General features: G+C 49.5%; 21 protein-coding genes and 1 riboswitch. Of the genes, 9 read left to right on the plus strand and 12 right to left on the minus strand.

The window, feature by feature from the left end; genetic code table 11:
• Position 1: 1 nt before the first annotated feature.
• The 3 genes from uvsE to pyk form a co-directional block, all read right to left on the minus strand.
• Entirely contained in the window at positions 2–709 is a 708-nt protein-coding gene (gene uvsE / locus AC58QG_RS32180) for a UV DNA damage repair endonuclease UvsE (protein WP_497366099.1), read from the minus strand.
• Entirely contained in the window at positions 699–938 is a 240-nt protein-coding gene (locus tag AC58QG_RS32185; protein ID WP_497366100.1) for a hypothetical protein, read from the minus strand. The genes uvsE and AC58QG_RS32185 overlap by 11 nt, the downstream gene beginning before the upstream one ends.
• Positions 939–1,373: 435 nt before the next feature.
• The gene (pyk, locus tag AC58QG_RS32190; protein WP_497366101.1) at positions 1,374–2,786 is read right to left on the minus strand and encodes a pyruvate kinase; all 1,413 of its coding nucleotides are present in this window, start codon (positions 2,784–2,786) and stop codon (positions 1,374–1,376) included.
• A gap of 127 nt (positions 2,787–2,913) precedes the next feature.
• Between pyk and AC58QG_RS32195 the strand changes: the two genes are divergently transcribed.
• Positions 2,914–3,696 (plus strand): helix-turn-helix transcriptional regulator, encoded by a 783-nt coding sequence (locus AC58QG_RS32195; RefSeq protein WP_497366102.1) that lies wholly within the window; start codon positions 2,914–2,916, stop codon positions 3,694–3,696.
• Here AC58QG_RS32195 and AC58QG_RS32200 read toward each other — a convergent pair whose 3' ends face one another.
• A complete protein-coding gene (locus AC58QG_RS32200; RefSeq protein ID WP_497366103.1) occupies positions 3,697–4,392 on the minus strand; it encodes a DUF3105 domain-containing protein in 696 nt (231 codons plus the stop codon).
• Positions 4,393–4,613: 221 nt separating this feature from the next.
• Between AC58QG_RS32200 and AC58QG_RS32205 the strand changes: the two genes are divergently transcribed.
• From AC58QG_RS32205 to AC58QG_RS32220, 4 genes are all read left to right on the plus strand, one after another.
• Complete coding sequence (locus tag AC58QG_RS32205; RefSeq protein ID WP_497366104.1) at positions 4,614–6,059, plus strand: methyl-accepting chemotaxis protein; 1,446 nt, start codon at positions 4,614–4,616, stop codon at positions 6,057–6,059.
• A gap of 73 nt (positions 6,060–6,132) precedes the next feature.
• Positions 6,133–6,242: riboswitch (TPP riboswitch) on the plus strand.
• A 140-nt stretch (positions 6,243–6,382) separates the two neighbouring features.
• Positions 6,383–6,979 (plus strand): ECF transporter S component, encoded by a 597-nt coding sequence (locus AC58QG_RS32210; protein ID WP_497366179.1) that lies wholly within the window; start codon positions 6,383–6,385, stop codon positions 6,977–6,979.
• Between the two features lie 5 nt (positions 6,980–6,984).
• The gene (locus AC58QG_RS32215) at positions 6,985–8,481 is read left to right on the plus strand and encodes an ABC transporter ATP-binding protein (protein WP_497366105.1); all 1,497 of its coding nucleotides are present in this window, start codon (positions 6,985–6,987) and stop codon (positions 8,479–8,481) included.
• Positions 8,472–9,269 carry an energy-coupling factor transporter transmembrane component T family protein gene (locus tag AC58QG_RS32220; protein WP_497366106.1) on the plus strand — a complete coding sequence of 266 codons (798 nt, stop codon included), beginning with the start codon at positions 8,472–8,474 and terminating at the stop codon, positions 9,267–9,269. Before AC58QG_RS32215 ends, AC58QG_RS32220 begins: the two co-directional genes overlap by 10 nt.
• Positions 9,270–9,370: 101 nt before the next feature.
• Here the strand turns inward: AC58QG_RS32220 and AC58QG_RS32225 are convergent, their stop codons facing one another.
• On the minus strand, positions 9,371–9,766 hold the full coding sequence (locus tag AC58QG_RS32225; RefSeq protein WP_497366107.1) for a YuzC family spore coat inner layer protein: 396 nt from the start codon (positions 9,764–9,766) through the stop codon (positions 9,371–9,373).
• Between the two features lie 192 nt (positions 9,767–9,958).
• Between AC58QG_RS32225 and AC58QG_RS32230 the strand changes: the two genes are divergently transcribed.
• The 3 genes from AC58QG_RS32230 to AC58QG_RS32240 all read left to right on the plus strand — a co-directional run bounded on the left by AC58QG_RS32230 (position 9,959) and on the right by AC58QG_RS32240 (position 13,440).
• The gene (locus AC58QG_RS32230; RefSeq protein ID WP_497366108.1) at positions 9,959–10,672 is read left to right on the plus strand and encodes a FadR/GntR family transcriptional regulator; all 714 of its coding nucleotides are present in this window, start codon (positions 9,959–9,961) and stop codon (positions 10,670–10,672) included.
• Between the two features lie 76 nt (positions 10,673–10,748).
• Positions 10,749–11,969, plus strand: a complete 1,221-nt coding sequence (locus AC58QG_RS32235; protein WP_497366109.1) for an MFS transporter — start codon at positions 10,749–10,751, stop codon at positions 11,967–11,969.
• A gap of 883 nt (positions 11,970–12,852) precedes the next feature.
• Entirely contained in the window at positions 12,853–13,440 is a 588-nt protein-coding gene (locus AC58QG_RS32240) for a nitroreductase family protein (protein ID WP_497366110.1), read from the plus strand.
• Here AC58QG_RS32240 and AC58QG_RS32245 read toward each other — a convergent pair whose 3' ends face one another.
• Positions 13,441–14,808: a sensor histidine kinase gene (locus tag AC58QG_RS32245; protein WP_497366111.1), complete on the minus strand. Its 1,368-nt coding sequence runs from the start codon at positions 14,806–14,808 to the stop codon at positions 13,441–13,443. It abuts the gene before it with no gap.
• Positions 14,805–15,497, minus strand: a complete 693-nt coding sequence (locus AC58QG_RS32250) for a response regulator transcription factor (RefSeq protein ID WP_497366112.1) — start codon at positions 15,495–15,497, stop codon at positions 14,805–14,807. Before AC58QG_RS32250 ends, AC58QG_RS32245 begins: the two co-directional genes overlap by 4 nt.
• Positions 15,498–15,652: 155 nt before the next feature.
• Between AC58QG_RS32250 and AC58QG_RS32255 the strand changes: the two genes are divergently transcribed.
• Positions 15,653–16,162, plus strand: a complete 510-nt coding sequence (locus AC58QG_RS32255) for a DUF2269 family protein (protein WP_497366113.1) — start codon at positions 15,653–15,655, stop codon at positions 16,160–16,162.
• 100 nt (positions 16,163–16,262) lie between these two features.
• Here the strand turns inward: AC58QG_RS32255 and AC58QG_RS32260 are convergent, their stop codons facing one another.
• From AC58QG_RS32260 to AC58QG_RS32280, 5 genes are all read right to left on the minus strand, one after another.
• Positions 16,263–17,177 (minus strand): pseudouridine-5'-phosphate glycosidase, encoded by a 915-nt coding sequence (locus tag AC58QG_RS32260; RefSeq protein ID WP_497366114.1) that lies wholly within the window; start codon positions 17,175–17,177, stop codon positions 16,263–16,265.
• Positions 17,178–17,181: 4 nt separating this feature from the next.
• Positions 17,182–18,312 carry a carbohydrate kinase gene (locus AC58QG_RS32265; RefSeq protein WP_497366115.1) on the minus strand — a complete coding sequence of 377 codons (1,131 nt, stop codon included), beginning with the start codon at positions 18,310–18,312 and terminating at the stop codon, positions 17,182–17,184.
• A gap of 141 nt (positions 18,313–18,453) precedes the next feature.
• On the minus strand, positions 18,454–18,858 hold the full coding sequence (locus AC58QG_RS32270; protein ID WP_497366116.1) for a hypothetical protein: 405 nt from the start codon (positions 18,856–18,858) through the stop codon (positions 18,454–18,456).
• 177 nt (positions 18,859–19,035) lie between these two features.
• Positions 19,036–21,630 (minus strand): Ig-like domain-containing protein, encoded by a 2,595-nt coding sequence (locus AC58QG_RS32275; protein ID WP_497366117.1) that lies wholly within the window; start codon positions 21,628–21,630, stop codon positions 19,036–19,038.
• A gap of 206 nt (positions 21,631–21,836) precedes the next feature.
• Positions 21,837–23,126, minus strand: a complete 1,290-nt coding sequence (locus tag AC58QG_RS32280; RefSeq protein WP_497366118.1) for a LysM peptidoglycan-binding domain-containing protein — start codon at positions 23,124–23,126, stop codon at positions 21,837–21,839.
• Positions 23,127–23,135: the final 9 nt, after the last annotated feature.

Here is a 23,135-nt window from a genome sequence, read left to right on the forward strand (position 1 = left end):
CTCACCAGCTCAGCACCCCGCCCTCCAGCCGCTTAACGCCGCGGATCTTGCCTAGCTGCTCCGCAAGACGGAACAGCGCCAAATCCTTTACCTTCGCTTCAATCATGACGTCGATGCGGGGAAGATCCATCTCTTTGCAGCTCTTGAGAAAAGCCGTGAGCATTTCCGGCTCGATGTAGTCCGAGTGGGAGCGGAATTCCTTCTCACTCTTCGGTGAGGAGACATGGATCTTCATCGGCAGATCTCCCCATGTCTCCGCGATTTTGGGGAGCAGCTCGATGGGGGATACCGCGGAGGGATTGCACCAGTCATGGTGCAAATCCAGCATGCACGGGCGCTGCAGCTTCTGACTCACGGCAAGGGTCTCCTCCAACGTGTACGTTTTGTCATCATTCTCGAAAGTCAGCCGCCGCATAGCAGACTCAGGCACCTTCGGTGCATTGTCGAAGAGCTTCTGCGTTGCGGCTTCTTTATCCCCATACACACCGCCAACATGGATGTTTATGATGGCGGCCTCGTCGAGCCCCATGCCATCCAGAATGGCCGCATGATAATTCAAATCTTCGATAGCTGCGTCCACCACTTTATCGCTTCCGTTGAGCAGCGTGAATTGGTTCGGGTGCATGCTAAGCCGAATATCGTGCGCCTTCGCAAAGTCCCCGAGGTTGCGAAGTTCGTCCCCGTACTCCTTGGCGACATCAATCCGCACATCCGAGCGGAATCAGGGCGGATGAAAGACGAAATAACCGAATGCCGTGAGCGGCATTATAGTAGAGAATTCTTTGAGTAGCTTGGAGGTTTTTGCGGCCAATTTCAATAGCACGCTGCATGGCTTCCTCGCGCGGCCGCTCGGAGAATAGCTTATATGTGAAGGTCGAGCTAGGTGTGTTATTGAAAATCGCCATTGCGGTCGATACGAATCCAAGTCGAATAATCACGTGTGTCCTCCGTTGCTGGGTAGTCAGTGTTACTCTAGTGTACCCCTTTTCCTAGGTAGCTTTCTCACAAATTTTCATCTTCGTGCCCGCAGGACACAAAAAAAGCCCCACTCCACAGGACAAGGGTGGAGGGAGGCTATCAAGTCTGCGCTATGCAGGCATTTAACTGTAAAAAGTACATCTAATTTACTCATATTCCGACGAAATTTACGGATAGATGGAAAATATCCATCTATTTCTCCGCAATACGCAGATATCTTCGTATTTCCTCGAAAATAACTGGAGTCTTTCCAGTTACTTCGCTTCACCAGCCGTTAATGCCGAAATTAGATGGGGTTTTTCCATCTAATCGCACGAGGCAGCGTGTGGCCTCCCCAAGCGGGACATTACTTGCTAGAAGTCAGCAGTTTCAGGCTATTTGGCCCGGGCGATGCACTAAACCCGCTCAACCTTCAACAGGTTGGTCGTACCGGATTTCCCAACCGGAATACCGGCGGAGACGACAGTGAGGTCGCCTTTTTTCACATAACCAAGCGTCTCCGCTTGGTTGATCGCGGAGCGAATCATCGCATCCGTCGATTCGCAGAACTCGCCAAGAGCAGGGATAACACCCTGCACCATGCTCAGTTGGCTGATCGCGTGCTGGCTGTTCGTCACCGCGATAATCGGTGCTTCTGGACGATATTTCGCGATCATCCGCGCCGTGAAGCCAGTCTCTGTCGGTGTCAAAATCGCCGCAGCATGCAGCTTGTTCGCGGAAGATACAACCGCTTGGCACAACACTTCTGTGATTTCGTTGTTGGATTGCAGCTGTGCATCAACCAATGAGCTGCGCACCATCGTTTGCTCGACGCGCTCGGCGATAGTCGCCATCATCGTCACGGACTCGATCGGATATTTACCAGCGGCTGTCTCGCCGGAAAGCATTACAACGTCACTACCGTCAAGCACGGCATTGGCCACGTCACTCACTTCAGCGCGAGTCGGACGCGGGTTGCGCTGCATGGAATCCAGCATTTGCGTAGCTGTGATAACTGGTTTACCAGCAAGATTACAAGCGCGGATCATATCTTTTTGTGCAATCGGAACTTCCTCTGTCGGAATTTCAACCCCTAGGTCACCACGTGCAACCATGATGCCGTCAGAAGCTTCCAATATGGAAGCGAAGTTCGTCATGCCTTCTTCGTTCTCAATTTTGGAGATAATCGGAGTTAAGCCAGCGCCGTGCTGCTCCAGAAGTGCGCGAACCTCACGAACATCGTTTCCATTACGAACGAAGGACATCGCGACGATCGAAATATTTTCTTCTACGCCGAATTTGATATGCATGACATCGCGCTCTGTTACACCCGGTAGGGATGTGCGTACACCTGGCAAGTTAACACCTTTACGCTGTTTCAACTGAGCAGGGTTCAGGACGGTACAAGTAACCTCGGTACCGTCGATCATTTCAACGCGCAGCTCGATGGAGCCGTCGTCGATCAACACAAGATTGCCTGGTTGAACATCCTGTGGCAAGCCTGGGTAGTTCACGGATACGCGGCTGGAGTCGCCGATAATTTGTTCAGTCGTCAAGACGATGCGATCGCCCGTTTGCAAGTCATAGGAAGCATCTTTCAATTGACCGATGCGGATTTCAGGACCTTTAATATCCATGAGAATCGGGATAATGACACCCATCTCTTGGGCAGCTTGGCGCACACGCTGAATGCGACCGCGGTGCTCATCCAGATCGCCGTGAGCCATATTTAATCTTGCGACGCTCATGCCGGCGCGAATTAATTCTTTCAAGGTAGGGACGGAGTCGCAAGCCGGACCCATCGTGCAAATGATTTTCGTTTTACGCATCGTGAAGGACTTCCTTTCGAATGTAAGAGATTAGTTGGCTTCATTATATGCCTTATTGATGCGAGTTTCTATGAACTATAGTATGCTATATGTAATATAGTATGATTCAGAGGATGGTGAGGATCCTATGCAGCTAACAGGCTTTTACTATGATAAAAGCAGCACCTGGAACGAGGAACAGCCCAATATACGTCCGGATTGGACGCTAATATTCGTGATTTATGGCCGCTGTGTATATTGGATCAACGAGAAGAAACAAGTGCTGGAGAAAGGGCAATGGCTGCTCATCCCGAGCGAAACACCCTTCTACGGCCGTAGTGTACCAACGAAAATCCATGAGAAATTTGTGCTGCAATTTAACGTACAAGCCGCTTCTCATATTTTCCCTCTGCTTCAACAAACGATCCACACCTGCCGTCAGACCGGCAAATTCGATATTATCGCAGATCGGCTGCGTTTGATTCATCGCGGATGGCAAGACAAACAGCCCTATTACATGGCGCTGTGTGAAGCGCATCTGCAAGAGCTGTTTGTGTATCTCCAACGGGAGTGTGATCAGGCTGCCACAACCTCGGCAACGGCACTACGCGTGGAGCAAATGAAGGGATACATTCAGAATCATTACCGTGAGCATGTGACTAAGGACGAGTTAGGCTTCTGCATCAATCGGTCTCCGAATTATGCAGCGTCCCTTTTTCGCCAAGTCACGGGTCAGACGATCAGTGAATTCGTGCACGTCACAAGGATTAAAACAGCCGTGTACATGCTGCGTCATTCTGCACTGACCGTGACCGAAATTGCCGAGTTCATCGGTTATAATGATCCGTCGTATTTTTACCGTGTGTTCCGAAGAATTACTGGTTTGGTGCCGACCGAGCTCGTTTCAGATCGTGAAACCATTCGAAAATAATTACATCGTTCCGCCGCCAAGGCGCACATTCGCTGGAATTTGTTCAGGACCTTTGTTGATATAGTCGTAAATAAATGTACCAACACTAGCTTCGTCGAATTTGGCGAGTGACATCGTTTTTGTCCAAGCTGTAACAACGACCTCTTGATCAGCAGGCACATCCACATTGGGAACTGCGAGAACACCAGCACCAGCCGTTTTGAAATGGGTCAAGTACTCAAGTCGATCGAGCAGCTCTTTCGGTGCATCGGGATGGTAATGAATGATAATATCCCCATGCTCTAGATTGTGAACAAGCATCTCGTAACCAGGTCTTTCCTTATAGAAACCGAACTTCAAATCATGAGGGCTATGCGTACCTGAAGTAGGGATTTTCATCTCGTACATCAAGGTGCCATCTTTATGCTCGCGTCCGTAATCCTTATCAGTTGTGACCTGTATGTTGGCATGGAAATTCAGCTTGTCTAGACTATATTTGCTGGCGGAGCTTTGAATGAGTGATGTGCCAACAGAGCCAATAGCGATAATGAGCAGCGCATGTGAAATAAGGAGCCAGGTTTTATGCTTCTTTTTCAGGGCTTGCTTTTCGGCCTTTTTTAACCGAGAGGTGTTGTCTTTGTTTACCCTTGCTGCAAGCACATAGCCAATGATAGCTGCAATGAGTAGAGCTAGTCCGATATAGAGCAATATTGTCATCGTTTCAATCCCCTTCTGCATCGTGGAATGATCCATCCTGGATAAGTTCCGTTATTGAAAAATAATGAAGACACTACAAATTGTAGTTTTTCTATGGGGTAGAAGTCAACTTCTAATCTAATCCTGATTTTGGCATTAAAAATAGAGGGTTTGAAGTCCTATCGGTTGAATAGTGTAGGGAAATGTCTAAATTTGTAGAAAGTTATTTAGGGGGAGTAACAATGTCGGATCAACTGCTTGAATTAAACAGAAGGAATAGCTTAATGGTTAAGCTTTTATGGGCGTGTCTTGCACTAGGGGTCGCGGCTGCGTATACATCCGTATCCATGATGATAACCCTTTCGTCGGTTGGCGTACCGATTGCCATTGTATGTACGATTTTAACTTGGAAGAAGATTGCAATTCCTTATACGAAGTATATTATTGCGGTCGGACTAAGTGCAATTTCCTATTTTTTTATGTCGAATAGTGCGTCGTTATTTGGTCTCTTTATTCTGTACCTTAGTTTAGCTCTCATTTCTTTATACATGGACTACAAGCCGCTTGTGCTGAATGGCGTACTCGGGCTCATTAATATGAATTATTACATAACGACACTAACTCCGCATGTGGATCCGATTGGGGTTAATGCTTTTTATCTGCTCACGATTATGACGCTCATCGGGCAAAGTCAAATCGGGACGAGAATGCTAACGAACGTTGCCAGAAGTGCAAAGGAATCGGAGCTTGCTAAGACTAAGACGGATGAAATGCTGTCAGGCGTACGTACGACAACAGAAGTGCTGGGTACTTCAAGTGGGAACTTGCAAGAGAATGCCGCTGTGACAGGTAGAATTACCGAGGAAGTGGTTGCCGCTTTTCAGCAGATTACGATCGGTATTGAATCACAAGCGTCCAGCATTAACGATATTACATCAGCTATTCAGAGTGTGAATGAGACGGTTGAACAGACCACTGCGGCATCCAATACGATGAGCAGCAGATCCCGGGATACGGCGAGAATGACGAACGAAGGTAAGACCCAGATGGAAGATTTGTCGCTCAAAATCAATGATATTACCCTGATCGTCACGGAGACCTCCAATATCATGAATGAAGTGAACGAAGAGAATGTGAAAATTGAGAACATTGTTTCCACCATCGCTGATATCGCGAACCAGACGAATCTATTGTCGCTGAATGCTTCGATCGAGGCTGCTCGTGCAGGCGAGCATGGGAAAGGCTTCTCCGTTGTAGCGAACGAAATTCGGAAGCTGGCGCAAAACGCACACATCGCATCGACTGATATTTCGGAAATCCTCGGCTCGATTCAGGCCAAAGTCGTGACAGCAGTTGAGAAGGTAGCCGTTGGAATTACAGCCGTAGAATCGGGGAAGAAATCGACAGATAGCGTGAACCAATTGTTCGAGGTTATCAACACGAATACAGCGGAAGTGATGGCACAGGCAGAGCATTTGCAGCGTATGAATCAACAATTGCAAGTCTCATCGCAGCGTGTAGCGGAAGAAATGACATCCGTTGCAGCCATCACGGAGGAGTCGGCAGCATCCGTTCAGGAAGTGTTGGCTAGCGCAGAAGTGCAGCAGCATCGGGTACAGGATATCGTGGACAGCATCCGTCAATTAAACGGATTGACGCAGGATCTGAAGCATCTGATCGAGAAATAAAACGCTGAATGAGAAACCTCTGGGAAAAAAAGGATTGCCAAGTAGCGGTTAATCCGCTACAGTTAAGCCAAATGAATAGCAACACGGGTGCTTGATGAAGTCAGGCTGAGATAGTGGCCCTATGCCACTGACCGTTAATCTGATCTGGATAATGCCAGCGTAGAGACCTGATGTGCTTTTTTATGCACAAATGTTCAAGCCTGCCGTTAATCCGGTGGGCTTTTTTTGTCCTTTAGGGGGCGAAGGAGATCATGTATCCAAGGTTGGCGTGTTCGCCTATCTCATTGACAAATATGGATTGGGGAAAAGGAGTCGAGAAGAAGATGGCGCAAAAGGAAGTAAGCAAAAAAGGGTTAAAGCTGACTGATATTTTGATCACAATTGTTATTTCGGCAGTGTTCGGTGTGATTTATCGGATTTGGGGACCGATTTATGATTTGATGAAGCCGCTGGGCTTACACGCAGAGCAGTTGAGCTACGGGATGTGGTTTATGGCTGCAACTTTTGCTTTCCTCGTTATCCGCAAGCCAGGGGTTGCCCTGTTGGCTGAATTAGCTGCAGCAACGATTGAGGCGTTGTATGGCGGACATTGGGGAGTGGGGACGCTCGTGTTTGGTTTACTTCAAGGGCTTGGTGCGGAGCTCGTGTTCGCGGCATTCCGCTATCGCCGTACGAGTGTTGGAGTAACCATCCTCGCAGCTTTCGCTTCCGCGATCATGTCCATCTTCGTGGATACCTACTATGGCTATATGGAGCAGCTCAGCTTCTGGAATTACATTTTGTTCATTAGCTTGCGTCTACTGGGCAGTGCTTTGATTGCCGGCGTGTTCGCGTACTATCTAACGAGTGCATTGTCTCGCACGGGTGTACTGAATCTGATCCGTCCCGTTTCCAAAAAAGATTACGACGTACTGGGGTAAATGAGATGAGCGAAGGAATGAGCGTTACGAATCTACGGCTAAAATATCCCGGCGATGACGCCCCCCTGATCTTTCAGGGGGTTTCCTTTTCCATCGAACCTGGTGAAAAGGTGCTGCTTCTAGGGCCCAGCGGCTGCGGCAAATCGACACTGCTGCAGGTGCTAAGCGGAATCGTTCCGGACATGATTGAGCTTCCGCTCAAAGCGGATGAGATTCGCAGGCCTAGCCGGTGGGGATATGTTTTTCAAGATCCGGATACACAGTTCTGCATGCCTTATATCGACGAAGAGATCGCGTTCGTGCTGGAAAATCAGGAAGTACCGAGGGAAGAGATGCCCACGCGCATTCGGTATTATTTGGATTTGGTCGGGCTGCATGTGCCCGATCCTCACACGTTAATTAGCACACTGTCACAAGGAATGAAGCAGCGGTTAGCTATGGCTAGCGTGCTGGCGTTAGAGCCAGAGGTGCTCTTTCTTGATGAGCCAACGGCGTTACTGGATGATGAAGGCACGAAGCAAGTGTGGGACACCATTCGGACGATCAGCGGGGACAAAACGCTCCTTATCGTAGAGCACAAAATAAGCGGCATGTTAGATCTTCTCGATCGCTTGATTATCCTGACTCCAGAGGGTGGAGTTTTGGCGGATGGACCGCCGCTTGCCATGTTTGAGATATACAAAGAGCAAATAAGGGAATATGGCATTTGGTATCCCGAGGTGTGGGAGGATTATGCCAAGGAGCAATTGCAAGCGGATGTTAGGGGAGGAGAACTAAGGGAAACGTCAGCAAACGTGCAGTCCATTGAGCCTGTTATGGTTTTCCAGGATTTCGTCGGACTTCGCGGCGGGCAGATCAGGACCTCTGTGGATAACTTTAGCGTCTATCCAGGTGATTGGATCACCGTTATCGGTGCCAACGGTGCAGGCAAAAGCTCGCTCCTCCTCGCGATCATGCGGCTCATCCCAACCCGCGGAAGCTGTGTGATCGCGGGCACCAAGGGCAACAAAGTCGAGCAGCTTGCGGAGCAAGTCGGCTTTGTGTTCCAGAACCCGGAGTTCCAGTTCGTCACGAACTCCGTGGAGGAAGAACTGACCTATGGCCTGCCAGAGGGTCAGCCGAGGAACGGGCAATGGGCAGCGGCAGAGCTGCTGCTCCGAGAATACGACCTGCTCGCGCTGCGCGAGCGGCACCCGTTCCAGCTCTCGCTGGGCCAGAAGCGCAGGCTCAGCGTGGCGTCCGCGATGGTTCGCGGGCCACGCATCCTGCTTCTGGATGAGCCCACCTTCGGGCTCGATGCGCGCGGCACGCTGCGCATGCTCGAGCAGCTGGAGCGGCTGCGCACCAGCGGAACCGTGATCGTGATGGTGACTCACGATCACGAGATCGTCCAGCGCTGGGCCACGCGCGTCTGGCAGGTCGATGCTGGGCGCGTGACGGAACGCGCGCCTGAGCCCATAGTGCATGCCGCCACGGGAGGTGAGCCGCTGCTATGCAAATAACGTTCAGCTTTCGCGAAACGTGGCTGCACCGGGTGAACCCGGGGGTGAAGCTCGTCTTGTCGATTCTGCTATTCATCGTGGTCGTCTTCACCCATAACCTCAACATGATGCTGTTCCTGACGTTGGGCGCGCTATTGCCGCTAGCCTTGTTGTCGGGTCATCCTGCCAAACGACTATTGCTATATGCGTCACCATTTCTGCTTATCTTTGTGTCATCCTCCGCGGGAATGATGATGTTCGGGAACGGGGAGACCCTATGGGTTCACTTCGGGATTATTCGAATCACGGAGGAGAGCTTCTACCGCGGCATCCATCTAGGTTTGCGCGGTATGCAAGTGGCTGCCGTAGGCTTGCTGTTCAGTTTGACTACGCGGCCAGTCGCGTTGTTCTACGCGATGATGCAGCAGTGGAAAGTCGCGCCGAAGTACGCGTACAGCTTCCTGGCGGCGTTGCGTATGCTGCCTGTCATCCTTGAAGAGCTGCAGACGCTTCGCTATGCGCTCAAGGTCAGGGGCAAGCGCAAGCAGCGGAATCCGCTCACATCGTGGTATACGACGATGCGGATGATCGCTATTCCGCTGCTGGCCCAAAGCATTCGCCGTGCCCATCGGACGGCGGTGGCAATGGAAGCGAAGCGTTTTTCGATGAGTCGCAAACGCACGTATTATTATGTATCCTCCTACTCCTGGTTGGATGTGTATTACAGCCTCTACTGGGTCGTGCTGATTGCAGCATCATACTGGCTTGCGGTCACGTGGCCGGTTTTAAGCAGTGTAGATATTCGGTGAGGTTAGCTGAAGAAGCGAATCAAAGAGGCGCGCAGAGAGCACGCTACAGAAAAAGAGCAACCCAACTCGTTCCTTTGGAAGAGTGGATTGCTTTTTTTTCATCATTCGCCCCATTTGAGCATTAGCGTGACTCGGCAGCAGGGATTACCAGTGATGCGTGGACCAACCACGAACTGTACAGCACTTGGGCTATAGCTAGTTTCGATGTTAGAATCACTACCAAAGGTTTTAACGATGCGATCTACTTCTTTTTGGTTGCCACTCTGAGCATTCGTCATTAATTGCTGGGCGATTGCAGGGTCTGTGAGCTTTTTGACGACCAGGGAGGCTTCCTTCAGCAGGTGCTCTGAGGCAACGACTGAATTAGAAAGCATTTTGGTATCAACCGGCGGAAAGTTGCGATCCCACGCCCAGTAAGGTGCATAGTGGTATGGATGAACCGGATACAGATGATACTGAGCTGGGGGATAAGAATACAAGGTTGGGTCGTTGTACATCGAGACCGACCCCTTTCTGTAAAATGATGAGCACTAGCAATATATGTAAGATATAGGCGAGTGTGCATGGGCAGGGGGAGCCGCGGCTTTGGGAAACAAGGCTGTTTGGGCAGCAACAGACACCGTTCAAGCTATTTTTTTATGGAAAAATGAGATATGGGCTGATATAATGCACATACAGGAGATGATCAGATGAATTCGAAGGTTTCTTTTCAAACGCTCCGCCGCCCGAAGCTTGTGGATGATGTTGTGACACAGCTGCAGAAGAAAATTTCGGATGGCGAGCTAAAAATCGGGGATAAGATTCCGACGGAGCCGGAGTTAATGGAGCAGTTCGGTGTAGGCCGTTCCACTATTCGCGAGGCTGTTAGGGTGCTTGTCCATGCTGGATTGCTTGAGAAGAAGCAGGGCTTTGGGACATTTCTAACGGGGCATTCCGATGCAGCGATGCAGGAACCGCTAGTTCACCGACTGCGCAGGGCCGAGATTTTGGAAGTTTACGAAGTCAGAAAAATGCTCGAGCTAGAAATTTCCAGACTCGCAGCAGTACGTCGCGATGAAGAGGATCTATCGCAGATGAGTGAGGCGTTGAATCAACGGTTGCAGGCGCTGGAACGAGGCGATACGAACGCTTATTTAACTGCCGATATGGCTTTCCATCAGGCGATCGCGGTCGCAAGCAAAAATAGCATCGTTGTAGATCTGTATCGCTCATTTTCAGCCGTGTTGTTGGAGGCTTTAACGAATCTAGTGAAGGATGAGCAGGTTCACGATCACCATCATCTCTTTCATGTGAATTTGTATCAAGCCATCCAAGAGAAGGATGTTGCCGCTGCGGAGCATTGGACGCTTCAGAACCTGGAAGGGACCGTCCAGCAAGTCAAAAAGTTTATTCAACAGGAATAAGGGAAGGAAGGGAGTTATCCTTGCCTTTTCTCATGATTTTAAACATCAGATGATATGATGATAAGGAGTGGTTTATATGCAAACAGCAACAGCATCAGCTACGAATGCAGCACAGACACAAGCGCGCACGGTCTATGCCATTTTGTTCTCGATCAGCTTGGTGCACTTATTAAATGATGCGATTCAGTCAGTTATTCCCGCAATTTTCCCGATTCTGCATGACTCCTTGCAGTTAAGCTTTACGCAGATCGGCTGGATTGCCTTCACGCTTAATGTGACAGCTTCCTTGTTCCAGCCCTTGATCGGGTTGTATACGGACGCCAGACCGAAGCCTTATTTACTGCCCATCGGCGTCGTTTTCTCGCTGTTGGGTATTGTCGTGCTGGCCTATGCCGGAACGTTTTCGCATGTGATTATGGCCGTTATTCTCGTTGGACTGGGGTCCTCTGTGCTGCATCCAGAGTCTTCGCGGGTCGCCTTCTTAGCTGCGGGTCCTCGGAGAGGGCTAGCGCAGTCGATTTTTCAAACAGGCGGGAACATTGGTCAGGCGTTGGCACCTATTTTTACCGCACTCATTTTCGTACCGTTAGGTCAGTTCGGGATCATTTGGTTCACTTTTGCAGCGGCAGCGGGTATTGTGGTTCAGGTGTTTGTTGCAAAATGGTACCAAGGCGCGCTAGTCGTGCGTTCCGCTGTTCGTAAATCGGCTTCGCTGAAGAAGCCTTTGCCAAGGAAAACAGTCGCATACGCGTTAGGCATTCTGATCATGCTTCTCTTTTCAAAATTCGTATATGTGGCGAGTATGACGGGGTTCTACGCATTCTATTTGATGGATCATTTCGGAGTCAAGACCGGGAAAGCACAGCTCATTATTTTCACCTTGTTGGCGGCTGGGGCTGTGGGTACATTTATGGGTGGTCCCTTGGCGGACCGATTCGGTAGACGAAATATGATCTGGTTCTCCATCCTGGGAACGGCGCCTTTCTCTTTGCTGCTTCCGTTTGTGAGCTTGTTCTGGTCAGCAGTGCTATGTGCATGCATCGGATTCATTCTGTTGTCCGGCTTCTCCGTGATCGTGGTTTACGCGCAAGAGCTGCTGCCTGGTAAGGTAGGCACGGTGTCTGGACTATTCTTCGGTCTGGCGTTTGGCTTAGGCGGCATTGGTTCAGCGGTGCTCGGGACTTTGGCGGATGCGACTAGCATTGGGTTTGTGATTCGGCTATGTGCGTACTTACCATTACTCGGACTGCTTGCAGCCTTTCTTCCTACAGATAAAAAGTTGAACATGACGAGTTAGTAGGGGGAGAATGGGGCTACTGAGAATGATAATTATCCTCATTTACTAACTTTTAATTAACTGCTTTACAAATGTAAGTGAGTTGGCTATAATAAACCAACAAGATAACATTTGGAGGAGGCAGAGATCATGGGTAAATGTGCATGCGGAAACACGCAAAATGTTGAGGGGAACTGTGACGGTTCACACGCAAAAAAAGATAAATAAGCTTCCACACATAGACGATTTATAAAAGGATCCCACGAGGTTAGGCTCGTTGGGGTCCTTTTTTGTATGTGCACGGAACGTATGTGTTGATTCTATAATAAATTGAAAATACGGGTGGGAACATGTACATTTAAATGTAGATGAAGTCGTAGGCGGCGCGACTGCGCCGAATAAGGCCCCAAAAGGGCGCTAAAGCCGCCCCAAGTGAGCCGAGGTGAGGCAATAACGCCCGAAAAGGGCGTTAAATCGCCGGCAGCACAGCTGAAGTGGCGCGATTGCGCCGAATAAGGCCCAAAAATGGCGCTAACGCCGCCTCAAGTGTGCCGAGGTGAGGCAATAACGCCCGAAAAGGGCGTTAAATCGCCGTCAGCACAGCTGAAAAGGCGCGATTGCGCCGAATAAGGCCCAAAAATGGCGCTAAAGCCGCCCAAAGTGTGCCGAGGTGAGGCAATAACGCCCGAAAATGGCGTTAAAGCGCCGTCAGCACAGCTGAAGTGGCGCGATTGCGCCGAATAAGGCCCCAAAAGGGCGCTTAAGTCGCCCCAAGTGTGCCGAGATGAGGCAATAACGCCCGAGAAGGGCGTTAAATAACCGGTAGCACAGCTGAATAAGCGCGATTGCGCCGGCCACGCCGCGAGCGGCAACAAATAAATCGACCGAAGTGGGAGTGGGAAGCATGGAAGTGAAAGAAGCGATTCGCCAGCGACGCAGTATAGGGAAACTCAAGCAGGACCCAATCGAGCACGCGCTGATTGAAGAGATATTGGAAGCTGCTGTCTGGGCACCGAATCACGCGCATACGGAACCTTGGCGGTTCTGGGTGATGTCGGGTGAAGGCAGAAAGCTGCTGGGACGCGGCTATGCCGAAGTCGCCATTGCGGAAGCGAAGTTAGGTGCAGATGCGGCGCTGTCTGAGGAAGAAGAAGAGCAGCTGCGCATCAGCAATGAGAAGAAAGCGTTTCGAGCTCCGCTCGTTATTGCTGTAGCTGTCTCCCCATCCGAGAAGTCAGTCGTACCCGTGATTGAGGAGTATGCAGCTGTTCACTGCGCCGTACAGAATATGATGCTAGCAGCACATGCCTTGGGCTTGGGCACCATCTGGCGTACTGGTGATCCCACCTATCATCCGAAAATGCAAGAGAACTTCGGTCTCTCAGGCAAAGAAGAGATGGTCGGCTTTGTTTACATTGGTTATCCGGAAGTCATTCCAACGAAAGCAGCGCGTATTCCCTTTGCCTTAAAAACGCAATGGGTAACGGAGTAACTACCGCGCGACTTCCGAGGCAGCACGCTTATTGAAGGGAAGTGTGACTGTGAAAACAGAGCCTTCCCCCAACCGACTGCTCACTTCGATGGTCCCTTCATGGGCCAAGATCAATTGTTTGGCGATGGCGAGACCAAGCCCCATACCACCGCTGTTACGGGCACGCGCTTCATCCATCCGGTAAAAACGCTCGAACAGGAAGGGGAGATGGGCGGCATCGATGCCCATACCTGTATCGCGAACGGAGAGACGAAGGTGATGATCGCCTTGTCTCTCAATAAAGACTTCGACCTGCCCCCCCTCGGAGGTATACCGAATGGCATTGGTCAACAGATTATAGAACACTTGGGTCATCCGATGAGCGTCGACCCAGAGAATGGTATTCTCCGCAGCACTATGAAGTGAGAGCTTCACACCTTTACTCTGTGCATCTAGCGCAAGATGTTCCACAATACGACCAAGAAGACCATGCATATCAACAGGCTTCCGCTCTAGCGGAAGCTTTTTGGCTTCAGCTAGAGAGAGCTGATGCAGATCATCCACGAGCCGAGTCAAGCGAATAAGCTCGTCCTGCAGCGGCAGCAGTACCTCTGGTGGAATAGGCTGCGCCTCCTGCTGGAGCAGTTCGAGCTTACCGCTGATGATGGTCAGCGGTGTTCGCAGCTCATGTGCCACGTCAGCGGCCATGTTACGGCGCAGCGATTCTGCATGCTCCAGCTGTGCTGACATCACATTAAAGGCTTCAGCTACCTTACCATACTCATCCTGGCTGGTTACAGGAGCTTGAATGCCGTACTCCCCTTTGCCCAATCGATCCAGCACAGGGATGAGTGCTCGAAGCGGAGCGGTTAGCCGCCGAGCGAGCCAATAGATCAGGAATAAGGAAACCAACACGAAGACGAAAGTCCCGATCATGAGGAGAAAACGGGTCGAGCTGAGAACACCGATGCGCAGCTTCGACATAAATTCGGCACCTTCATCGTGATAAATAAGTAGGCCGATCCGCTGCTCACCTAACATGAGGTTACTTCGAATACCGAATGTCCGAACCTTTTTGGAGGGAGTATCCCCACTCGTTAACACGACATGGGAGTCGGGAGCCATCAGGATCACACTCGCCCCTTTTTCCTCTAACGTCTTCGGAAGGTGAGCTGCCCAATAAGCTTCAATGCCTGTCCAAGCATCTCCGTTCGTTTGATAATAGTGCCCGAGAGACTGTGAGATTTCGCCTATTTCATCCTGACGCGAGGCCTCAACCATGACCTGCAGCACATCCCGCATCAAGAACTGCGTGACCACCGCAAAGATGATGCCCATCCCTACAATAAAGGCAATCATCGTGATAAATAGCTTGCGCCGAACACTCATAGTTGATCACCGAATCGATACCCAAACCCATATACCGTTTGCACAAAAAGAGGAGCAGATGGATTGTCCTCAATTTTCTTCCTCAGATGACTAATGTGCGCATCCACGGTGCGTTCGTCGTTCAGAAAATCATCCTCCAACGCGCTTTGCAGCAACTGTAGCCGGCTGTAAACGATCCCTGGTCTCGCGGCCAGTGTAAGCAGCAGCTTAAATTCCGTTGGCGTGAGTGAGACTTCTTGGCCGCGTTTACGAACAAGGCATTTCGCTTCATGAATTGTCAGATCGCCGCGTTGCAGCTCCTCCGTTTCGCCCTCTTCGTGGACTGCGAGTCTTCTCAGCACCGAACGTATACGCGCAGCTAGCTCCCGCAGGGAAAAAGGCTTCGTCAAATAATCATCGGCGCCAACCTCTAGCCCCACAATTTTGTCTGTCTCATCCGTTCTCGCAGTCACCATGATAATCCCAATATGGCTGGATCCGCTTCGCAAACGTCGACAAACCTCGATTCCGCTCATTTCCGGCAGCATCCAGTCTAGGACAACGAGTGCTGGTTTATATTCGTGGGCGAGTGCCAAAGCTTGCGTTCCTGTTGTAGCTGTAACAATATGAAAGCCTTCCTGACGTAGGAAGGGCTCCATGAATTCAAGTACCTGCCGCTCATCATCGACGAGTAGAAGTGTGTGTGTCATGCCCAAAATCCTCATTTCCGTAACGAATTAAGCTTAGTATACCTTTACTCTACCTGCTTGTGGGGACATTCATCCAAATCGCAAAGCATCTTCACAAGTTCACAACATTGTGCGGGTATAATGCTCCTTAGTTAACGCATGGGGGAGGATTATCAATGAAAAAATTAAGTCCAGCTGGCATGAAATGGTTGAAAATTGTGCATATCTCACTTGTAGCGCTGTTTTTTGGCGGCATTATGAGTTCTTTAGCCTTGAATATGGGCATTAGCCTTGGCACTTATGATGATACACTTGCTACTTACAAAAGGGTTGTGATCATCAGTGACAGCATTATCCGAACGGGGGCGGTGGGTACATTGCTTGTAGGTTTTTTGTACGGGCTGCTAACAAGCTGGGGATTTTTCAAGCACCGCTGGGTCACCGTGAAATGGATTTTATTTGTCGGACAGACCCTCATTGGTATATTCGTTGTGGATAAGTTGATGCTGGCCAATATGACCCTCTTAGAGACAGAGAAAGCTTTGGCACTGAACAATCCTGAATTTCTGCACAATCAGACACTGCGTCAATATGCTATCTACGTACAAGTCGCAGTCACGGTGTTTATTATTTGTGTTTCAGTGATCCGGCCGTGGAAAAAGAAAAAGCAGGCCGTTGCAAGTTAATTTAAGCTGTGCAAGACCACAGAGATACGGAACAGCGTTCCGTAATGATACCAAGATCTAAAAAAAGCTCGCCCCCCTCGTGGGGAGCGAGCTAATTATTTTAGTTCTTCAAAGCAACCGCAATCCTCGCAGCGGTCTGCGCGTTGTGGTAAACGAGCGCGATGTTCGTCTCCAGGCTGCGCCCCTCCGTCAGCTGCTTGATCCGCGCTAGCAAGAAAGGCGTGACCTTCTTGCCGGTCACGTTCTGCTCTTTGGCCTCATTCAGCGCTTGCTGGATGACGGCTTCGATCTCGACATGGTCCATAGCGGATTCCGCTGGGACCGGGTTGGCGATGACGGCACCGCCGCTTAGGCCCAGCTCCCACTTCGTGCGGAGCATAGCAGCCACGTCAGCCGCCTCATCGAGGCGGAAGTCTACGCCGTAGCCGCTCTCGCGGGCGTAGAAGGAAGGGAACTCGCTCGTTTGGTAACCAACCACGGGCACGCCATGGGTTTCTAAATACTCGAGCGTACGGCCAATATCGAGGATCGATTTCACGCCGGCGCAGACGACGGCAACGTTGGTAGCCGCAAGCTCCGTCAAGTCAGCGGAGATGTCCATCGAGGCTTCTCCCTCGCGGTGAACACCGCCGATGCCGCCGGTAGCAAAGACTTCGATGCCGGCTAAGGCAGCGCCGATCATCGTCGCAGATACCGTAGTCGCGCCGATTTTGCCAGAGGAGAGGATGTAAGGGAAGTCGCGGCGGCTCACTTTTTCCACATGGCCATTCGTTGCAAAAGCTTCGAGTTCCTGTTCGTTTAAGCCGATCTTGATTTTGCCATCCATGATACCGATCGTTGCCGGAACAGCGCCGTTATCGCGGATAATTTGCTCCACCTTTTTCGCCATTTCGATGTTCTGCGGGTAGGGCATACCATGGGAAATAATCGTCGTTTCCAAAGCTACGATCGGTTTATTAGTAGCAAGAGCTTCTTTCACTTCATCTGTATAAGTTAAGTATGAGGTAGATAACATGGGTTTAGTCTCCTTTAGTCATGGTGTTTATCGTAAGTTGTAAGCGTTCCTCGTTCAGTTCACTGGACGTCGATTGACTGGTTTGAAGGGTAATGTGCGCAGCGGCAAGGCCGAATTCACAGGATTTCAGATACGATTGTTCGTGGGTAATGCCATAGACAATACCAGCCAAGAAAGCATCGCCTGCACCCGTAACCTCGACCACTTGGGTTGGAATTGGAGGGAAGAATTGTTCGCCTTCTTCACCTACATAGAGAAGTCCTCGGCTTCCAAGTGTAATGAAAACATGCTTCACACCACGTTCGCGAATGGAACCAGCAATTTTCGAATGATCAGGCTCTACATAGAACATATCAATGACATCTTGGTTCATCGTCAGCGGTGTGTGGGCTAGTTGAACTGCCTCTTCTAAATTCGGGAAAATAGCCGTTACGCCGGAAAGATCAGTTGGAAGCTTCTTCGATTTCTCCGAGGAAACAGGATCAATGAAGAGGGGGATACTCTCCTCCTGACATCGACGGATCAATTCCTCTAAGGTGTCGCTCGGCAGGTTCGTATCTGCGATTACGAGCTTGGCAGCAGCGATATGAGACCACTTATCCCTCAGCATCGCTGGTGAGAATTTATCATAAATGTCCATATTGGCAAAAGCGAGAAACATCTCACCAGAAGTGTCGAGGAGCGCGGTGTAAGACCCCGTATTCTCGCCATTTAGCACGATCGCTTGGCTGACATCGACGCCTCGACGTCGCGTTTCTTCTAGCACCCACTGACCTGCTTTGTCGTCCCCGACCACGGTTAGGAGCGATGTTTGACAGGCTAATCCGGCTAATGCTTCAGCGATGTTGCGAGCAACGCCACCACAAGACTCGGTTACCGTTACTGGATTAGAGGAAGCTAGGCGGATCGCATGCTTGCTGAGGGCTTTACTGTCGAGATTCGCTCCGCCGATGCAGAAAACCATGTGTTCATCCGAGGTCACATAGGCTCTGCCACGAATCGTTCCCTTTTTGGTCAATGAGGCAATATAACCAGCTACGGCAGATCGAGAAATTCCGATGATACCGGCCATTTCGTTCTGGGAAATGAATGGATTTTGACGGATAAGCGCTAGGATTTGCTGTTCACGATCCATGCAAAGCTCCCCTCCTTCGTCGTTCTCTCCTTATTTTAACCTACCTAAAAACAAATGTCTATCGTACAAACAAATGTTTTGGAGGACGCAAAAAAAGCCCGTTCCCTGATCAGGAACTAGGCTCCTTAATTGGCCCAGAAGTTATTCCGAATAAGAAGAGTTGGAGCGGGATCCGAGTCCAAGTAAACCAAGCAACCCTAATAAACCTAGGTAGCTGTACCAATGCCTGGTTTTATCTTTAGGCGCCGCTACGACAGACTGAGCTTGCAGGGTGGATACGTTCAATGCGGTTGGTGGTGTAATCCCATACGCAGCAGCATAACCGTTCAGATTGGTCGCAGGGAGTAAACGAGTGTCTGCCCCCGGCATGCCAAAGGGGTTGGTTTGATACATCGTAGCGGAACCATTCTTTAAGCTCTGCAGGTTTTCGGTCTGTGAGACATGCGTATTGTGATCGTGGGCATGCAGCCGATATTGATGTGCCCCAAGCAGAAGAGAGAAAGTAAGGAAAGATATAGAAGCTAATTTGACAGAGCGGGTAACCATTATCCATACCTCCAGGTATTTAGTAGATAGGGGTCATTCAGTGTAGGTAAGCATATATTCCCCCGCGAACGAGAAGTTATGCATGGAGAGGGGAGAAGTGCGGGGATTGGCGTAGTGTGAAGCAAAAAAACCGTCACCTCCTAGATAACTAGGAAGGTAACGGTTCTGGAGCAGCCTTTATTTCGTGACGATTACTTGAACCGTTGTTTTCATGTTGGCATAGGTAATGGTAATACGGGCAGTCCCTTTGCCAGTTGCTTTGATAATGCCGTCCTTGACGTCTGCGGTCATGATATTCGACGTCGTCCATAGAGCCGGCTTGGTCACATCTTCTTCCGAGCCATCCGTATAAGTAGCCAAAGCTTCGACTTTCGCTGTTGCGCCTTCTTTCAACGTAAGCTTGACGACATCAGTCTTCAAATATTTCAAAGTATCAATTTCGACAGGAATCGATATGGTTTTACCACCATAGAAGCCAGTGATATTGGTTTTCCCTGAAGCTGTCGCTGTGAAAAGTCCTTTTTCAACAGTACCGAGTTTGTAAGAGCTAACTTTCCAAATCGCGATATCAGTGACATCCTTCGTTGTACCATCGGACAATGTGGCGGTTAATTTGACTTGTGTTTGAACACCGCTTTTGGTAACAAAAAACGATTTATCAGCCGTTAGTCCATCAATCACACCGATTTCTACCGGAATGGTAATGCTTTTACCGCCATAGGTTGCTGTGATGGTTGCTTTCCCGCGGGCAACTGGCTTAACGAGACCTTTGGATACTGTAACAATGCTGCTATTGCTTGATTTCCACTCAGCCTCGTTCGTTACTGTACGTGATGCTTCGTTTTCATCTGTTGCTGTAAGTGCAATGATTCTTGTTTCGTTCAGATCAAAAATCAGGCTAGCCACATTCGCTGTTAATTCACTTGCCATATCCACCTGAACAGGGATAGTTACCGTTGTATCATCCAGTTGAGCGGTCAGTGTAGACACTCCAGATGCAATGGCCTTCACGACACCTTTATCGACGGTGACTGATTTGATATTGCTGCTAGTCCAGATCACATCATCGGTGACAACTTTCTCCGTGTCGTCGGTGTACAAAGCTTTGGCTATTAGAGTAACAGACGCGTCCTTCTTCATGATGAGCTTTTCTTCGCTAATCGTAAGACTCTTCAAGACACCTACCGAAACTTGAATAGCGGCTTTACGTGTCCCATAATCAGCAGTCACCGTTGCAGCGCCAGTAGCAGTTCCTGTAATGGCACCGCTGCGAACCTCTGCGATAGCGTCAGAGCTAGACTTCCAAGTAGCTTTGTCCGTCACATCGACTTCGCGGCCGTCTTTAAAATAAGCGGTCAATTCAACATTAGCCGAATCTCCGATCTGCATGTTGACCAGTTTCTGTGAAGCTTTAATGATCGTAGGTACATCAACTTCGACTTGCGTAATTGTTGTTTTGCCCCCGTAGGTTGCAGTTACTTTCGCAATTCCCGCTTTATAAGTTGTGATAGTACCTTTGTTAACAAAAGCGATATCTTCCTTATCGACGCTCCAAGTTGCACTGTCTGTTACGTTAGCTGATGTTCCATCGGCATAAGTTGCGCGTAGAACAAGCTGCCCAGTTTCCCCTGTTTTCAACGCAACAAGATCAGTATCCACGACTAGGCGACGGGGAACCTCAACGTCTACCTTAGCCGTAATCACTTTCTCCCCATACTTGGCAGTCACTGTTGCTTCACCGATCGCATTGCCAAGTAGTTGACCTTTCGTTACGCTAACGATATCTTCATCGCCGGACGTCCATTCCGCACGATCCGTAATATCCGTTGTTGTACCGTTGGTATAGGTAGCTGTTAGCTTTAACGAGCCTGTCCCATTTTTCTTGAGCAAAACACTTTGTTTATCTAATTCAAGCTTCACTGTACTATCTACATCAACCGTTATGGTTGTTGATTTCGTACCGTAGGTAGCTGTCAAAGTTGCCTTTCCGACACTATAGCCGGTAATCGTTCCTTTGAGGGCATCTGCTACAGTTGATTTATCTGTTGTCCATACCGCTTTACTCGATACGTCATCAACAGAGCCATCAGGATAGGTCGCCATTAATTTAAGTTTCGCTGTACCACCCAGAAGTAAAGAAACATTCGATTTCTCCGCATCTAAACGACGTACAACCTCGACATCCACGTTCAAAACGAGGGTTTGGTTCATATAGGTAACCGTAATGGTGCCACTGCCAGGGTTTTGTCCTTTGACTAAACCATTTGTCACCGTTGCGATTGAGCTCGCATTCACCGTGTAATCAGCCTTGCTCGTTACATTCTCCGAGGTGCCGTCTTCGTAGTAAGCCGTAATCGTCACTTGATCTGTCGCATTGAGACGAAGATCAAGAGCTTGCTTATCCGTGGTTAATGACTTCACTTTCTTGGTGACTGTCACGGTAACAACTTCCGTTTTACCCAAGTAAGTAGCCGTAATGACCGCTTTCCCTTCTTTTTTGGCAGTTACGACACCTGCATACACGGATGCCACATCTGCTGATCCAGAATTCCAGTCTGTTTTGACAGTAGCATTTTCAGTCGAGCCGCTGACATAGATAGCAGTAGCCGATAAGTTAGCCGTAGCACCGACTTGTAAGCTGAGCTCATTTTTGTTCAAAACCAGCTTTGAAATTTCATCTGCTGCCAAAGCACTTCCTGCGAAAATAGCCTGACTTGCTAGAATGAAAATCACGACTAGGGACAACCATTTACTCTGAGTAAAACTCTTCATGCTTCATTTCCCTCCATTAAAGCTGTTGCTAGAATCTGCTTGATGAAATTAAATAAATAGATATATAGATATATATCTATTTTCATCGGCATTTTATGGAGAAAAATGAAGGGAAATGGTTATTTAATTTGTTGAGATTTTGTTAATTATGTCGAAAAAGAGAAAACCCCCGTCTATACAAGCTTGCGGGAAGGGGGCTTAATGCGTTAACCACGTTTCACAATTTTAAAATTATCTTCGAGCAACAGCCAGTTCTGCGGGAACTTAAGTCCCAGCTTCCAATAGCTAATACCGCGAAGAGCGAGCTCTTGAATCAAACGAAACTTAGCTTGAATGGAGCGAGCATCCTCGAACCAAACTGTATGCTCCTTGCCTGCATCATCCCAATAGTTAAAATGAGGAGCTTGTGCGGTGTAGTCGTATAGAATTTGCGCGTTATATTTGCGGGCTAGATCGATCGCAGCCTGCGGTGAAATGGCTTTGGCATAAGCACCTCCCGGTACAAAGGGCAACGTCCAGTCGTAGCCATACAAATTTTGCCCCATCATAATTTTAGAAGAAGGCATTTCACTGCGGGCATACTCCAGTACTTTGCGAACAGGTCCAATCGGTGAAACGGCCATCGGAGGTCCGCCGCTGTAGCCCCACTCATAGGTCATAATGATGACAAAATCAACAATTTGGCCATGGGCTTTATAATCATGAGCTTCGTACCAAGCTCCGGCTTGTGTGGCACTTGTTTTTGGCGCGAGTGCAGTGGAGACCAGGTACCCTTTCCGATGGAAGCGATCTACCGCTTTGCGCAGGAATTTGTTGTATGCCTCGCGATCCGCAGGCAGCAGATGTTCAATGTCAAAATGGATATCTTTAAACCCGAGCTTCTCAGCTGTTGTTTCGATGTTTTGGAGGAGGCGATTCTGAACAGCTTCGTCAGTTAAAATAATGTGCCCAAGCTCTGCGCTGAACTGGTCATTCTCGAGGTTGGTGACCACCATCATCAGGGTGACACCATGCTGCTTAGCGATGTCTCGTAAATGGTCAAGCGGCGGCTGGACTAAGGTTCCATCGCGGTTAATGCGGAAGCTGAAGGGAGCTAGGTAAGTTAAGTGAGGGGCAGCTTCACGTGCAGCTTGAACGAGAACAGGCGAGACATCAGCGCCTCTAGGTTCTATATAAGCATTCACCTCGGCTTGTGTGCGCGGGGTCGGGGGGATATATAATCGGAAACCGCTCGGCAATGTTTGATATAACGTGAGTCCATTGACGGAAGCGAGTGTGTCTAGATCTATGCCGAGCTTTTGGGCGATTCGGTAAAGGCCCTCACCAGGCTGCACCCAGTAATAGGAGCCGACAATCGGAATAACTAATGCCTGTCCGATGACTAACGATTGACTGGGGGTGAGTTCATTTGCTGATGCGACCTCCTCGACCGACACGCCGTAGGTTTGCGAAATGCGATATAAGGTTTGTCCCTTTTGGACAACGTGAATTTGCATAGGTTGTGC

The organism is Paenibacillus sp. J22P169 (assembly GCF_059691995.1).

What these genes read in the sequence shown, in the direction of transcription:
- pyk (WP_497366101.1), bottom strand. Translation starts at nt 2,786, where the DNA reads ATGCGTAAAACGAAAATCATTTGCACGATGGGTCCGGCTTGCGACTCC.
- AC58QG_RS32195 (WP_497366102.1), top strand. Translation starts at nt 2,914, where the DNA reads ATGCAGCTAACAGGCTTTTACTATGATAAAAGCAGCACCTGGAACGAG.
- AC58QG_RS32200 (WP_497366103.1), bottom strand. Translation starts at nt 4,392, where the DNA reads ATGACAATATTGCTCTATATCGGACTAGCTCTACTCATTGCAGCTATC.
- AC58QG_RS32205 (WP_497366104.1), top strand. Translation starts at nt 4,614, where the DNA reads ATGTCGGATCAACTGCTTGAATTAAACAGAAGGAATAGCTTAATGGTT.
- AC58QG_RS32210 (WP_497366179.1), top strand. Translation starts at nt 6,383, where the DNA reads ATGGCGCAAAAGGAAGTAAGCAAAAAAGGGTTAAAGCTGACTGATATT.
- AC58QG_RS32215 (WP_497366105.1), top strand. Translation starts at nt 6,985, where the DNA reads ATGAGCGAAGGAATGAGCGTTACGAATCTACGGCTAAAATATCCCGGC.
- AC58QG_RS32220 (WP_497366106.1), top strand. Translation starts at nt 8,472, where the DNA reads ATGCAAATAACGTTCAGCTTTCGCGAAACGTGGCTGCACCGGGTGAAC.
- AC58QG_RS32225 (WP_497366107.1), bottom strand. Translation starts at nt 9,766, where the DNA reads ATGTACAACGACCCAACCTTGTATTCTTATCCCCCAGCTCAGTATCAT.
- AC58QG_RS32230 (WP_497366108.1), top strand. Translation starts at nt 9,959, where the DNA reads ATGAATTCGAAGGTTTCTTTTCAAACGCTCCGCCGCCCGAAGCTTGTG.
- AC58QG_RS32235 (WP_497366109.1), top strand. Translation starts at nt 10,749, where the DNA reads ATGCAAACAGCAACAGCATCAGCTACGAATGCAGCACAGACACAAGCG.
- AC58QG_RS32240 (WP_497366110.1), top strand. Translation starts at nt 12,853, where the DNA reads ATGGAAGTGAAAGAAGCGATTCGCCAGCGACGCAGTATAGGGAAACTC.
- AC58QG_RS32245 (WP_497366111.1), bottom strand. Translation starts at nt 14,808, where the DNA reads ATGAGTGTTCGGCGCAAGCTATTTATCACGATGATTGCCTTTATTGTA.
- AC58QG_RS32250 (WP_497366112.1), bottom strand. Translation starts at nt 15,497, where the DNA reads ATGACACACACACTTCTACTCGTCGATGATGAGCGGCAGGTACTTGAA.
- AC58QG_RS32255 (WP_497366113.1), top strand. Translation starts at nt 15,653, where the DNA reads ATGAAAAAATTAAGTCCAGCTGGCATGAAATGGTTGAAAATTGTGCAT.
- AC58QG_RS32260 (WP_497366114.1), bottom strand. Translation starts at nt 17,177, where the DNA reads ATGTTATCTACCTCATACTTAACTTATACAGATGAAGTGAAAGAAGCT.
- AC58QG_RS32265 (WP_497366115.1), bottom strand. Translation starts at nt 18,312, where the DNA reads ATGGATCGTGAACAGCAAATCCTAGCGCTTATCCGTCAAAATCCATTC.
- AC58QG_RS32270 (WP_497366116.1), bottom strand. Translation starts at nt 18,858, where the DNA reads ATGGTTACCCGCTCTGTCAAATTAGCTTCTATATCTTTCCTTACTTTC.
- AC58QG_RS32275 (WP_497366117.1), bottom strand. Translation starts at nt 21,630, where the DNA reads ATGAAGAGTTTTACTCAGAGTAAATGGTTGTCCCTAGTCGTGATTTTC.
- AC58QG_RS32280 (WP_497366118.1), bottom strand. Translation starts at nt 23,126, where the DNA reads ATGCAAATTCACGTTGTCCAAAAGGGACAAACCTTATATCGCATTTCG.